The sequence below is a fragment of the Halomicrobium katesii DSM 19301 genome (assembly GCF_000379085.1).
Taxonomy (GTDB): domain Archaea; phylum Halobacteriota; class Halobacteria; order Halobacteriales; family Haloarculaceae; genus Halomicrobium; species Halomicrobium katesii.
Map to the genome: position 1 here is coordinate 2,311,470 of NZ_KB905378.1, position 14,117 is coordinate 2,325,586.

The 14,117-nt window shown below is 65.4% G+C and carries 9 protein-coding genes; 4 read left to right on the top strand and 5 right to left on the bottom strand.

Annotated elements, in window-relative coordinates; translation table 11 throughout:
* The first annotated feature begins 56 nt into the window (after positions 1-56).
* Positions 57-1,268, top strand: a complete 1,212-nt coding sequence (locus HALKA_RS0112175; protein WP_018258257.1) for an AGE family epimerase/isomerase — start codon at positions 57-59, stop codon at positions 1,266-1,268.
* Positions 1,269-1,271: 3 nt separating this feature from the next.
* Here the strand turns inward: HALKA_RS0112175 and HALKA_RS0112180 are convergent, their stop codons facing one another.
* The 4 genes from HALKA_RS0112180 to HALKA_RS0112195 form a co-directional block, all read right to left on the bottom strand.
* Positions 1,272-2,318, bottom strand: a complete 1,047-nt coding sequence (locus HALKA_RS0112180; RefSeq protein ID WP_018258258.1) for an FAD-binding oxidoreductase — start codon at positions 2,316-2,318, stop codon at positions 1,272-1,274.
* A gap of 91 nt (positions 2,319-2,409) precedes the next feature.
* Positions 2,410-4,869 carry a DNA gyrase subunit A gene (gene gyrA / locus HALKA_RS0112185; RefSeq protein WP_018258259.1) on the bottom strand — a complete coding sequence of 820 codons (2,460 nt, stop codon included), beginning with the start codon at positions 4,867-4,869 and terminating at the stop codon, positions 2,410-2,412.
* Position 4,870: 1 nt separating this feature from the next.
* The gene (gyrB, locus tag HALKA_RS0112190; protein ID WP_018258260.1) at positions 4,871-6,796 is read right to left on the bottom strand and encodes a DNA topoisomerase (ATP-hydrolyzing) subunit B; all 1,926 of its coding nucleotides are present in this window, start codon (positions 6,794-6,796) and stop codon (positions 4,871-4,873) included.
* Between the two features lie 107 nt (positions 6,797-6,903).
* On the bottom strand, positions 6,904-9,327 hold the full coding sequence (locus HALKA_RS0112195; protein WP_018258261.1) for a methyl-accepting chemotaxis protein: 2,424 nt from the start codon (positions 9,325-9,327) through the stop codon (positions 6,904-6,906).
* A 202-nt stretch (positions 9,328-9,529) separates the two neighbouring features.
* Between HALKA_RS0112195 and HALKA_RS0112200 the strand changes: the two genes are divergently transcribed.
* The 3 genes from HALKA_RS0112200 (at position 9,530) to HALKA_RS0112210 (ending at position 13,355) form a co-directional block, all read left to right on the top strand.
* On the top strand, positions 9,530-11,956 hold the full coding sequence (locus HALKA_RS0112200; RefSeq protein WP_018258262.1) for a DNA topoisomerase VI subunit B: 2,427 nt from the start codon (positions 9,530-9,532) through the stop codon (positions 11,954-11,956).
* Positions 11,957-11,959: 3 nt separating this feature from the next.
* Positions 11,960-13,060, top strand: coding sequence for a DNA topoisomerase IV subunit A (locus HALKA_RS0112205; protein ID WP_018258263.1), 1,101 nt, complete (start codon positions 11,960-11,962; stop codon positions 13,058-13,060).
* Positions 13,061-13,136: 76 nt separating this feature from the next.
* Positions 13,137-13,355 (top strand): hypothetical protein, encoded by a 219-nt coding sequence (locus tag HALKA_RS0112210; protein ID WP_018258264.1) that lies wholly within the window; start codon positions 13,137-13,139, stop codon positions 13,353-13,355.
* A gap of 41 nt (positions 13,356-13,396) precedes the next feature.
* Here HALKA_RS0112210 and HALKA_RS0112215 read toward each other — a convergent pair whose 3' ends face one another.
* Positions 13,397-14,083, bottom strand: coding sequence for a type 1 glutamine amidotransferase domain-containing protein (locus HALKA_RS0112215; protein WP_018258265.1), 687 nt, complete (start codon positions 14,081-14,083; stop codon positions 13,397-13,399).
* Positions 14,084-14,117: the final 34 nt, after the last annotated feature.

A 14,117-nucleotide genomic window follows, 5' to 3' on the forward strand; every position in this document is an offset into this window, starting at 1 on the left:
ACACACGACCTGCGAGTTCGGGCACGCTTATTACTCGTCACGTCGACGGGCCGGCAATGCTCGCCCGCAGCGACACGACAGTCAGAGATCCCCGGTACCTCCGGCGACACGCGCTCTCCGTGCTCGAGTTCTACCACCAGCGGTCCGTCGACACGACCCACGGCGGGTTCGTCCCACAGATCAGCGACCGCGACGGCACCGTCTACGACGCTCGCGCCAAGCTCCTGCCGGCCACCGCCCGCTTCGTGTTCAACTACAGCGTCGGCGCGCTCCTCGATGGCCCCCACTACTGCGAGGAGATGGCTGCACACGGCATTCGTCACCTCGAACGACACCACCGCGACGACCGCCACGGCGGATACGTCTGGCAGCTGGACGGACAGGACGTGGCCGACGGCGGCAAGCGGTGTTACGGCCACGCGTTCGTCCTCCTCGCGTACGCGACGGCTGCACGTGCCGGCGTCCCGGGTGCCCGCGAACGGATCGAACCCGCGTACGCGCTGCTCGACGAGCACTTCTGGGAGGACGAGCACGGCCGCTGTCGCGTCGAACTCGACCGCGACTGGTCCGGCACGAGCGACTACCGCGGCCAGAACGCCAACATGCACACCTGCGAGGCGCTGTTGGCCGCCTACGAGGCCACCGGGACCGAGGAGTACCTCGACCGCGCCGCTCGCATCGCCGAGGGGCTGGCTCGCGACCTCGCCGACGAGGGCGACGGCCTGCTGTGGGAGCACTACACGAGCGAGTGGGACCACGACTGGGCGTACAACCGCGACAAGCCGGGCGACCTCTTCCGACCGTGGGGGTACCAGCCGGGGCACCTGCTGGAGTGGAGCAAGCTCCTCCTGATACTGGCTCGCCACCGCGACGCTCCGTGGTTCGCCGACCGCGCCGTTCGCTTCTTCGATGCCGCCGTCGAGAACGGCTGGGACGACGACCGCGGCGGCTTCGTCTACAACTTCGACCGGGACGGCGACCCGCTCGTCGAGAACAAGTACTACTGGCCGCTGTGTGAGGGTATCGGCGCGACCGCACTGCTGGCCGACCGCTTCGACGACGACCGGTATCGAGCGTGGTACGACCAGATCTGGAACTACGCGCTGGACCACGCGGTCAACGACCGCTACGGGAACTGGTACTTCCAGTTGACGCCCGACAACGAGGTCGCGACCGACGCAATCGACGACACGCCAGAGGTCAAAGTCGGCTACCACCAGCTCAACGCCATCTACGAGACGCTGCGAGCCGACGGCTTCGCCGAGTGAACCCTACCCGAACCCTTCGTAGTCCATGTGTGTCTCGGGGACGCCGACCGACCGTGCCGTCCGGACGAGCGTCTCGACCATGGCGCTGATCCCACAGGCGTACAGGTCGAGGTCGTCGGGGTCGAGCCGAGCCTGCGTCTCCACGGGCTCTGCCTCGACGTACCGCTGCATCGACCGCGGAACCGACGTGCGATCGACCGCCTCCCCGTCGAGGTACTTCGCGAACACCCGCTGGACGTAGTCGACTTCGCCGGTCCAGTCGCTCAGGAGCGGCTCCCGCGTCAGCGTCGGAACGAAGTGAAACCGCTCGTGGTCCTCGGCCAGCGACTCGAACCACTCGCGATACGGTAGGTCGTCGCGCCACGCACAGCCGAGAAACAGCCACACGTCCCGCTCCGTGCCTCGATAGGTGTCTTGCCCGGTCGCGAAGAGGTGTTCGATCATACTGCGAAACGGAGCGACGCCGGTGCCGGTCGCGAGAAAGACCACGTCCCGGCTGGAGGGGTTCGAGAGGGCCATCTCGCCGTAGGGACCGCGGACGACCACCTCGTCGCCTTCCTCGACGTGGACGAACAGTTCGCTGGTGAGCCGTCCGCCGGGCACACGCCGGATACAGAACTCCAGTTCGTGCTCCGCTGGCGTGTTCGCGAGCGAGTACGCCCGCGGCGTGTCGCCGCTGCGCAGCGTGACGTACTGCCCCGGCTCGAAGTCCAGTTCCGTGTCGGGATCGACGCGCAGTCGCAGCAGCGACGGATACGGACGTTCGAACCGATCGGCGAGGTCTCGCACGGCTCCGATCCGTCGGCGCGACGCGCCCTCGGCACGCAACGCCTTGTACAGTCCCGGCCAGTCGACATCGGAGCCGCTGCGAAAGTCAGCGAACTGGCAGTCGACGCCCGCGGCCGCTACCTCCCGCCGCACGGCGCTACGGACTTCGCCGTTCCGGCTCCGGTCCAGTGGCTCGACGAGCGTCACGTGCCCCTCGTCGGTGACGAGCGGGTGAGCGGCCAGCCGTTCGTGTTTGCTCTTGTGGCGCGGAACCTCTGGCATTCGTTTCCCCCTCGTAGCGCAGCGACTTCATACCACGCTTTTTTGTACCAGAATATTCGACAAAAGATGGCGTTGCCTAGCGGCCCGCGTGCTACTCGTCGTTTTCGACCTCGGCGGGCACTACCGTCACGCTCGCCACGTTGTCCGCCCCGTCGAGTGCCATGATCTTGACGCCCTTCGTGTTGCGGCCGACCTGTGACACGTCGCCCGCGGGGATGCGCATGATCTGGCCGCTCTCGCTCATGATGACGAGGTGGTCGTCCTCGCGGACCGCCTTCGCCGTCGCGACGCGGCCGTTGCGGTCGTCGGTCTTGATGTCGATCAGGCCCTTGCCGTAGCGGGACTGTTTGCTGTACTCGGCGAGCAGCGTGCGCTTCCCGTACCCGTTCTCGGTGACGGTCAGGAGTGCGCGGTCGTCGTGGTCGTCCGTCGCGACCATCGCGGCCACCCTGTCGCCGTCTTGCAGGTCGATCCCGCGGACACCGCGGGCCGAGCGTCCCATCTCGCGGACCTCCGACTCGTCGAAGCGGATCGTCATCCCGCCCTCGGTGGCGACGACCAGATCGCCGCTGTCGTCGGTGACCTCCACGTCGACCAGTGCGTCGCCGTCTTCGAGCTTCGCGGCGATGATCCCCGTCGAGAGGATGTTCTCGAACTCGTCGACGCAGGTGCGCTTGACGTAGCCGTTGCGAGTGACCATCGTCAGGCACTCGTCTTCCTCGAAGTCGTCCGTCGAGACCACGGCGGTGATCTCCTCGTCGTCGCCGAGGTCGATGATGTTGACCGCCGACTTGCCCCTGGCGGTGCGGGACATCTCCGGAATCTCGTAGGTCTTCAGGCGATAGACCTGTCCCTGATTGGTGAAACAGAGCAGGTAGTCGTGGCTGTTCGCCCGGAAGACCTTCGAGACGCGGTCGCCGTCCTTGGGGTCCGAGCCGATGATCCCCTTGCCGCCCCGGTTCTGGGCGTCGAAGGCGTCGACGGGCATCCGCTTGATGTAGTCGTCTTCCGTGATGACGACGACGCAGTCTTCCTCGGGGATGAGATCCTCGTGAGTGACCTCGCCCTCGGCTTCGAGGATCGAGGTCTTGCGGTCGTCGTCGTACTCCGCTTTGATCTCGCGGAGCTCGTCTTTGATGACCGTCAGCAGTTCGTCCTCGGAGTCGAGGATCGTCTGGAGCCGTTCGATCCGGGCCTGTACGTCCTCGTACTCCGACTCGATCTCCGCGGTCTCCATCGACGTGAGCGAGCCAAGCTGCATCCGGACGATGTGGGCCGCCTGTTCCTCGGAGAAGTCGAACTGGCTCCGTAGCTCGGTGCGCGCCTCGTCGCGGTCCTCCGAGTCCTGGATCAGCTCGACCACGTCGTCGACGTTTTGCAGCGCCTTCAGGCGACCTTCGAGGATGTGTGCGCGGTCCTGGGCCTCGTCGAGTTCGAACTGCGAGCGCCGACGCACGACCTCCTTTCGATGCGCGACGTAGTGTTCGAGCGTCTCCTTGAGCGTGAGCACGCGGGGCTCGTCGTCGACTAAGGCGAGGTTGATGACGCCGAAGGTCGATTCGAGGTGGCTCTCCAAGAGCTGGTTCTCGACCACGTCGACGTTCGCGCCGCGCTTGAGCTCGACGACGATGCGGACGCCGTTGCGGTCCGACTCGTCGCGGAGGTCCGCGATCCCCTCGATGACGCCCTCGTTGACGTCTTCGGCGATCCGCTCGACCATCCGGGCCTTGTTCTCCTGGTACGGGATCTCGGTGACGACGATCCGGTTCTCCTCGGGATCGACCTCGTAGTCCGCCCGGACGCGGAGGCGACCGCGCCCCGTCGCGTACGCCGAGTAGATGGCGTCCTTGCCGACGATGTTGCCGCCGGTCGGGAAGTCCGGCCCCTTGACGTGGTCCATCAGGTCCTCGACCTCGCAGTCGGGGTTGTCGATGAGGTGGACCGTCGCGTCGATCACCTCGCCGAGGTTGTGGGGCGGGATGTTCGTCGACATCCCGACGGCGATTCCCGAGGAACCGTTGACCAGCAGGTTCGGCATCGCCGACGGCAGGACCTCCGGCTCCCGGAGTCGGTCGTCGTAGTTCGACTGGAAGTCGACGGTGTCTTTCTCGATGTCGTCGAGCAACTCCTCGGAGATCGGCGACATCCGGGCCTCGGTGTAGCGCATCGCGGCCGCGGGGTCGCCGTCCATTGAACCGAAGTTCCCCTGTCCGTCCACGAGCGGGTACCGCATCGAGAACGGCTGGGCCATCCGGACGAGTGTGTCGTAGATCGCGCTGTCCCCGTGGGGGTGGTAATCACCCATCGTCTCCCCGACGATCGAGGAGGACTTGCGGTGAGCCGAGCGCGACGAGACGCCCATCTCGTGCATCGCGTAGAGGATCCGGCGATGGACGGGCTTGAGCCCGTCGCGAACGTCCGGGAGCGCGCGACCGGCGATGACGCTCATCGCGTAGTCGATGTAGCTCTGTTCCATCTCGTCCTCGATGCGGACGCGGTCGACGCGCGATGCCGCCTGCGGATCGTCGGGGTCAGGTGCTTCAGAACTCATGTTAGATGTCTACCCAGTCGGCTTCCGGCGAGTGCTCCTTGATGAACTCCTTGCGGGGTTCGACCGCGTCGCCCATCAGCACCGAGAACATCTTGTCTGCGGCCGCGGCGTCCTCGATGGTGATCTGCTTGAGGATCCGCTGATCGGGATCCATCGTCGTGTCCCACAGCTGCTGGGGGTTCATCTCTCCGAGGCCCTTGAACCGCTGGACCTGATCGGGGTCGCCGCCACACTTCTCCTCGACGAGTCGGTCCCGCTCTGCCTCCGTCATCGCGTCGTAGGTCTCGCCGTTGTACCGGACCCGATACAGCGGGGGCTGGGCGGCGTAGACGTAGCCAGCTTCCAGCAGCGGCTTCATGTGCCGGTAGAACAGGGTCAACAGGAGCGTCCGAATGTGGGCTCCGTCCACGTCGGCGTCGGTCATCATGATGATCCGCTTGTAGCGGATGTCTTCGACGTCGAACTCGTCGCCGATGCCGGTCCCGAGCGCCGTGATGACGTTGCGGATCGAGTCGTTCTCCAGGATGCGGTCGAGGCGGTGTCGCTCGACGTTGAGGATCTTCCCGCGGATCGGGAGGATCGCCTGGAACTCCGGATTGCGTCCCTGCTTGGCCGATCCGCCGGCGGAGTCGCCCTCGACGACGAACAGCTCCGCGTCGTCGGGATCACGCGTCTGGCAGTCGGAGAGCTTGCCGGGCAGCGCCGTCGATTCCAGCGCCGACTTACGGCGGGTCAGCTCCTCGGCTTTCTTCGCGGCCTTGCGGGCCTTCGCGGCCTCGACGGCCTTGCCGACGATGGCTTCCGCCGTGTCGGGGTTCTCCTCGAAGAAGGTCCCGAGCCCGTCGTGCATCGCCGACTCGACGATTCCACGGACCTCGCTGTTGCCCAGCTTCGTTTTCGTCTGGCCCTCGAACTGCGGATCGGGGTGTTTGATCGAGATGACGGCCGTGAGCCCCTCGCGGATGTCTTCGCCCGAGAGGGTGTCGTCGAGGTCGTTCAGCAGGCCGTTGCTCGTGGCGTAGTCGTTGACCGTCCGGGTCAGGGCCGTCTTGAACCCGGTCATGTGGCTCCCGCCCTCTCGCGTGTTGATGTTGTTGGCGAACGCGTGGATCGACCCCTGTAGCTCGGCCGTGCCCTGCATGGCGATCTCGACCTGGACCGGCCCGTCCTCGATCTGCTCTTCGTCTTCGAAGTAGATCACGTCGCGGTGGAGGGGCTCTTTGGTCTCGTTGAGATACTGGACGAACTCCTTGATGCCGCCCTCGTAGACGAACGTCTCGGAGTCGCCGTCGCGTTCGTCGACCAGCGAGATCTCGACGCCGGAGTTGAGGAAGGCAAGCTCTCTGAGCCGAGAGGCCAGCGTCGAGTAGACGAAGTCAGTGCCCTCGAAGATCTCGTCGTCGGGCCAGAAGCGGATCTCCGTGCCCGTGTCCTCGTCGGGCTCCATGTCGCGAACCCGGTCGAGTTCGCCCTCCGGTTCGCCGTGGTCGAACCGCTGTTTCCAGACGGCTCCGTCGCGTTTGACCTCGACTTCGAGCCACTTCGAGAGCGCGTTGACGACGGAGACGCCCACGCCGTGGAGCCCGCCGGAGACCTGGTAGGACTTGCTGTCGAACTTCCCACCCGCGTGGAGCACGGTCATGATGACTTCGAGCGCGGGCCGGTCGTGCTTCTCGTGGGTGTCGACCGGGATGCCGCGGCCATCGTCGGAGACGGAGACGGAGTCGTCCTCGTGGATCGTGACGGTGATTTCGTCGCAGTGCCCGGCGAGTGCCTCGTCGATGGAGTTGTCTACGACCTCGTAGACGAGATGATGGAGGCCTCTGGAGTCGGTCGACCCGATGTACATCGCCGGCCGCTTTTGAACGGCCTGTAACCCCTCCAGAACCTGAATCTGTTCCGCACCGTAATCACGGTCCTGTGACATAGAATCTACTGCGTCTAGTCGTGCGGGGGTCTTAAACTTCCCGCACGCGCACGCGAAGCGATCGCTCCGTCCGGCAGCTCAGTTCCCGTCCGGTCGTTCGAGCGAGATCACGCCCCGTCGCTCGACCGGCCGGTCGCCGCTTCGCTCGGCTGTCCGCTGTCGCTGTGGCCGCCGGCGGCGTCCGCCTCCGTCTCGAAGGACTCGACCAGTTCCTTGAGGTCGCTGGCCCGACCTGAGAGCGTTCTGATGTTCTCTGTGACCTCCGTGATCGAGGCGGTCTGTTCCTCCGCGGAGGCCGCGACGTTCTCGGTCTGTGCGCTCGTCTGTTCGCTGATCGAACCGACTTCGTCGACCATCGCGACGACCTCCTCCGTCGACGCCGCCTGCTCCGTCGTCGCGTCGCTGATCGACTGGATGCCGGCGTTGGTCTCCTCGACCTGTTCGACGATCTCGTCGAGGGCCTCGGTGGCCTCCCTGATCGTCTCCTGTCCGGTGTCGACCCGTGCGCCCATCTCGCGCATGTCCACGACGGTCTCGTCGGTCACCGACTGGATCTCGGTGATCATCGAGTCGATGTCGTCGGTCGCCTCCTGGGTCTGGGCCGCCAGCTCTTTGATCTCGTCGGCGACGACGCCGAACCCTTCGCCGGCCTCGCCGGCTCGGCTGGCCTCGATGGAGGCGTTCAGTGCCAGCATGTTCGTCTGGTCGGCGATCTCGTCGATGAGCGTCACCACCTCGCCGATCCGTTCGACCTCGGTGGCGAGGGTCTCGACTTGCTCGATCGTCTCGGTCGCCTTCTCCTCGATGGCCTCGATCTCTGCGGTCGCTTCCTGGCCGTACTCGCGTCCCTGTGCCCCGGTCTCGGAGGCCTGTTCGGCCTTGGTCGCGATCTCGTCGGTCGAGGACGTGATCTCCTCGATCGTCGCAGAGAGGTCCGTCATCTCGTCTGTCACCTGCTGGATGTTCTCGTTTTGCTGTTCGGCTCCGCTGGAGATCTCCTGAATCGTCTCGGCGACCTGTTCGCTCGCGGTCCGTACTTCGTTCGCGCTCGCGGAGATCTGTTCGCTCGAACCGTCGACGTCGCGTGCGAAGCGCTCGATCTCGACGACGGTCTGCTCCAGTTCCGCGATCATCTCGTTGGACGCCTCTGCGATGTCTTGCATCGCGTCGTTGTCGATGTCCGTGTCGAGTCGCTGGGTCAGGTCCCCGTCTGCGGCCCGAGCCATCACCGTTCCGAACGCCGCCGCTTGCTGTTCGAGGCTGTCTGCCAGGGCCTCGGCGTCCTGTTTGGCGACTTCCGCCTCGCTGCGGGCCGTCTCGAGGTCGTCGATGAACGTCTCCAGATCCGTCTGCATCGCGTCGAGGGAGTCGCCGAGCCGGCCGGGCACCGGCTCGTCGAGGACGGCAGCGTCGAAGTCCTGGCGCGACAGCGCGTCGGCCTGGTCGGCGACTGTCTGGAGGTACGACCTGATGTCCCGAAACGCTGCCCGGACCTGTCCGACCTCGTCGACCCGTCCGCCGTCGGCGATCTCGATGTCCAGGTCCCCGTTTGCGAGCGCGGTCGCCTGTGTCGAGAGCTCCTGCATCGAGCGCATCGGCCCCTGTCGCACCATCACGCCCAGCACGACCAGCCCGACCAGCGCCGACCCGATCAGGAGGAAGACGTTCTGCTCGACCTGCTGGCGGACCACGAGTGCCGACGACTTGGGCGCTTTCTTTATCACGACCCAGTTCGAGTCGCCGCCGACGGCCGTGTACGCGACCACCGACTCCGAGGTCAGGAGCGTCCCGTTGGGGTTGTTGTCGACGGCGGTCCTGATCTCGTCCGCGTTCGAGCCGCCGTACTGCGCGAGGATGGCGTCCTCGTCGCGATCCAGTAGCACGTCGCCAGTTCCCCGGCCGATGATCGTCGTCCGCGTTCCGTCGACGGAGCTGCGGAACCGTTCGGCCCGCTCGCTCATTCTGATCTTCATGATCAGCGCGTACTCCGTCTCCGGCACCGGCGAGATCAGCGCCATCGAGGGGGAGCCGGCGCGGTCGGCGTACACCCACGACTGGATGACCGTCTCCGGTCCGTCGAAGGACAGTTCGTCGTAGCTCGTTTCCTGTGGCCAGACGATCGCCGTCTCGGTCACGCTGGCCCCTTCGAGATCGTCGTTCGTACTCGCCTCGATCGTTCGATCCTCGCGGTTGAGGTAGTGCAGTGCCACGACCTCGCTGGGGAGCTGTTCGAGTTCGCCGCTGAGCGCACGCCGCGCCTCGTCGCTGTCGGTCGTCGCGAGCGCCCGTTGCTTCGAGAGGGTTCTGACGGTGTTTTGCTGGGTGTCGACCCACTGCTTGACGGCGTCGCCCTCCAGCTCTGCGTTCGCCAGGAGGTTCTGGCGTTGCTGATCGCTCACGTCTTCTGAAACCTGTGTTGCGGTGTAGAATCCGATGCTCGCGACGAGCAGCAGAATCACCAGTGCGACGAGCCCGAACTTGCGCGTGTAACTCCGCCGGACGGACTGTGGAAGCCAGTTCTCAATACTCATAATAAATTTCCTTTGGGTTTCTCTTCGTTGCTGCGATACTGCTTCTCTGTAATGCACAGATAAAAAGACAACTGGCGAGTTATCAGGACAAATATCCGGGAAAGACAGCACCGATCAATACCGGTGGCGTCGCGCCGCCGTGACCACTTTCACTCCGGTGGCGAACACCTTATAACGCGCCCGCTGATACGTATCGCCACGAATGACCTCGTATCAGTCTCGCCTCGGGGAAGGAGAGGGGATCGCCGACGAGCTGGCCGAGAGCCAGCGATCCATCTCCATCGCCGAGTTCTTCGAAAAGAACAGGCAGATGCTCGGGTTCGACTCGGGGGCCAAGGCGCTCGTCACGGCCGTCAAGGAGGCGGTCGACAACGCGCTCGACGCCTGTGAGGAGGCCGGGATCACCCCCGACATCTACGTCGAGATTCAGGAAGCCGGAGACTACTACCGGCTCATCGTCGAAGACAACGGCCCCGGTATCACCCGAGAACAGATCCCCAACATCTTCGGGAAGCTGCTCTACGGTTCGCGCTTTCACAAGCGCGAGCAGAACCGGGGCCAGCAGGGGATCGGTATCTCGGCGGCCGTCCTCCACTCCCAGAAGACCAGCGGCAAGCCGGCGAAGATCACCAGCCGGACCGAGCAGCACGCAGACGCCCAGTACTTCGAGCTGATCGTCGACACGGACGCCAACGAACCCGAGATCAGCGTCGAGGACACGACGACCTGGGAACGGCCCCACGGCACCCGCATCGAACTGGAGATGGAGGCGAACATGCGGGCCCGCCAGCAGCTCCACGACTACATCAAGCACACGGCGGTGGTCAACCCTCACGCCCGCATCGAACTCGTCGAGCCCAAGGAACACCTCAAGTACGAACGGACGACCGACCAGCTCCCCGACGAGACCGAGGAGATCCGTCCCCACCCCCACGGCGTCGAAATCGGGACGCTGCTGACGATGCTGGAGTCGACCGACTCGTACTCCGTCTCCGGGTTCATGCAGGGCGAGTTCACCCGCGTGGGCCAGAAGACCAGCGACGACGTCATCGCGAACTTCAACGACCGACACTACGGCCGCGAGATGACGTGGTACGGGCCCCAGAGCTACGAGGACAGCGTTGTCTCGACGGGACAACGAGATGGAGACGGCGAAGCCGTCGAAATGGACGTCGCGAGAGCGGTCCAGCAGGCCGTCTCGAACAAGGGCAAAGACGCCACCGCGGAGTTCGCCGACGCGGTCGCCAGCGCCGTCTCGGAGACCGGCCGGGTCGCTCACGGTCGCCTCGAAGCGATCGTCGACGACCACGCCGACCGGATCGAGGACGACTACGAGAAGACCTTCGGCACGACCGTCCGCGAGGCCGCCATCGAGGCGGCGTGGGGCGAGATCACCGCCGATCGAACGCCCGATGTGTACGAACTCGTCGACGACGTGACGACGACACGCAAGGACGACGCCGCCGTGCAGGGCATCGCCGAGCGCATCGCCGACAAGTTCGACGATGACGGACCCAACCGCGTCACGTACGCAGCGCTCGAAGACTACGTCGACCGCGCGGCGGAGATGACCGAGGACATGGACGACGCGACCTTCGGCGAGACCGCCCGCAAGAAGATCGTCGACGCCCTCTGGGAGGTCGCCGCGCCGGTCTCCGACGATCCGCCCAACGTCGGCGAGATCGCCGACGATCGGGACACCACCAGCGACCTGCTGGAGGCGATGCGCGAGACCGACATCATCGCGCCGCCGACGGACTGTCTCGCGCCGATCACCGCCGAACTCGTCGAGGCCGGGCTGAAAAAGGAGTTCGACGCCGATTTCTTCGCCGCCTCCACCCGAGACGCCTCGGTCCACGGCGGCGACCCGTTCATCGTCGAGGCCGGCATCGCCTACGGCGGCGACATCGAACACGATCAGGCGCAGGTGATGCGCTTTGCCAACCGCGTCCCGCTCGTGTACCAGCGCGGTGCGTGCGCGACGACCGACGTGGTCAAGTCCATCAACTGGCGCAACTACGGCCTCGACCAGCCGGGGGGTAGCGGCATCCCCAACGACGCCGCGGTCGTCATGGTCCACATCGCCTCGACGAACGTCCCCTTCACCAGCGAGTCCAAGGACGCCGTCGCCAACATCCCGGAGATCGAGTCCGAGATCGAGCTGGCGATCCGCGAGGCCGCACGGGAGCTAAAGAGCTACCTCAACAAGCGCCGGTCGATGCAAAAGCGCCGGAAGAAAGAGAACAAGCTCGCGACGATCCTCCCCGAGATGGCCGAGAAGCTCGCGACGGTGACGGGCAACGAGCGACTGGACATCGACGACTCGATGGCCCGCATCATGAACAACGTCCTCGTCGAGCGCGAGGTCGAGGGCGACACGGTCCGGGTCGTCGTCGAGAACAACGACGACACCAACGCCGACATCGACCTGACGGACATCGTCACGGCCGAACCGCGGGCCACGAACGGCGCGAACGTCGTCGAGATGGACGGCGAGTGGTTCGTCAAGTGGCAGACCACCGTCACTGCCGGCGACGACGCAGTCCTGGAGTATCGGATCGACGGCGACGCCGAGTTCGACATCGCGGTCGACGGCGTCGAAGACGAGAAACTGACGGTGAACGCGTAATCTATGAGTACTGATAGCAACCTCAACGAGGCAGAAGCCCGCGAACAGCTGCTCGACCTCGCGGCGGACTTTTACGACCAGTTCGCCGACGGCGACGTGCCGACGATGCAGATCCCCACCCGGACGAAGTCCAACATCGAGTACGACGAGGACAAGGACGTGTGGGTGTACGGAGACCGCTCCTCGACGCGGTCGGCAAAGACCGTCTCCGGGGCTCAGAAGCTCCTGAAGGCGACCTACACCATCGACTTCCTCGCACAGCAACTCGAAGAGGACCGCTCGTCGACCCTGCGTGAACTGTACTACCTCTCGGAGTCGTGGGACCTCGACGAGGCCCAGTTCAACACCCAGGACGAGTCGAACAACCTCATCGAGGACTTGGAGATCGTCTCGGAGGTCAAACGCGAGGACTTCCACATGCGCCCAGAGGAGTCGGGCGCGAAGGTGATGGGACCGCTGCTGCTGCGCGAGCAGACCAGGCGGGGCGACCGCGAGATCCACTGCCAGGACGACGTGGGCCAGGGCGGCTACCAGATCCCCAACAACCCGGACACCATCGAGTTCCTCGACAACGACGCCGACTTCGTCCTCTGTGTCGAGACCGGCGGGATGCGGGACCGACTCGTCGAGAACGGCTTCGACGACGAGTACGACTCGATCGTCGTCCACCTGGGCGGCCAGCCCGCCCGCGCGACCCGGCGACTGACCAAGCGACTCCACGACGAACTCGACCTGCCAGTCGTGGTCTTCACTGACGGCGACCCGTGGTCGTACCGCATCTACGGCTCGGTCGCCTACGGCTCGATCAAGTCGGCCCACCTCTCGGAGTACCTCGCGACGCCGGAAGCCCAGTTCATCGGCATCCGACCGGCGGACATCGTCGAGTACGACCTGCCGACCGATCCGCTCTCGGACTCCGACATCAACGCCCTCGAATCGGAGCTGTCGGACCCGCGCTTCCAGACGGAGTTCTGGGAGGAACAGATCGAACTGCAACTCGACATCGGCAAGAAGTCCGAACAGCAGTCACTGGCCTCGCGGGGCCTCGACTTCGTGACCGACACGTACCTCCCCGAGCGCCTCGACGAGATGGGCGTGCTGTAGGTCCGACACACCGACTATCCATTCTCGACCTGACGCTCGAAAGGCTGATGCAAGCGGGCGCGCTGTGACCTCGTAGATGCCCTCTGACCGGTCGCTCTCCGGCCGCGTGAACGGGTGGATCGAGAACCGATCGCGCGGTGGCTACGCAGTGCTGACGGGTGTACTCACCGGAGGCGGTGTCTTCGTCGCCGGCCTGGTGATCGGCGGGGACCGTCTCTTCGTCGATGCGGTACTGATGGCGCTCACGATGACTGTCGGCTACTACGCGCTCGATCCGCGGAACTGGGCGAGATGATCTCGCCGCGTGAATCGACCGCGGTGGCCGTCTGGCCGCGATTACGCTTCGATCCCGAGCTCGTCCAGTAGCGTCACCGCCGCGGCGTGTGAGGAGGGCGGCCCTCGTGCGGTCACGAGATCGCCGTCGACGGTCACCGACGTGTCGGCGTCGAGTTCGGCGTCCCAGACGCCGCCAGCGGCCACTACTTCGTCCTCGACCCAGTACGGAAGCTTGCGGCCGTCGGGCAGCAGGTCCCGCTCGTCGACGATCCCCTCCTCCCAGGCGTTGGGGAAGCCGGTGACCGATCGGCCCTCGACGAGGAACTCGCCGTCGGCGTCGCGGGTGAACGCGAGGATGCCGACGGCGTGACAGACGACCAGCGCCGTCCCCTCCTCGCCCTCGACGGCGGTACGGAGCGCGTCACGGGCGTGTCCGTCCTGAGTCACGTCCCACTCGGCACCGTGGCCGCCGGGGAAGACGACGGCGTCGTACTCTTCGGCGTCGGCGTCGGCCAGCGCGATCGGGTCGTTGAGGCGGTCGTCGCTCTCCGCCACGCTCGTGACGCGTTCGGCGGTCTCCTCGCCGACCTCCTCGGGGTCGATCGATCGCTCGTCGATCACGGGTGGGTTCCCCGTCGGCGTCGCGACCGTGACCTCGACGCCCGCCTCGGTGAGCGTCGTGAGCGGCTCGATACACTCCTCGCCCCAGTAACCCTCTTCGCTGACGATGAACAGTGCGGTAGTCATGCACCCTCCGTAGGGGTGTGTCGTGTAACCTCTT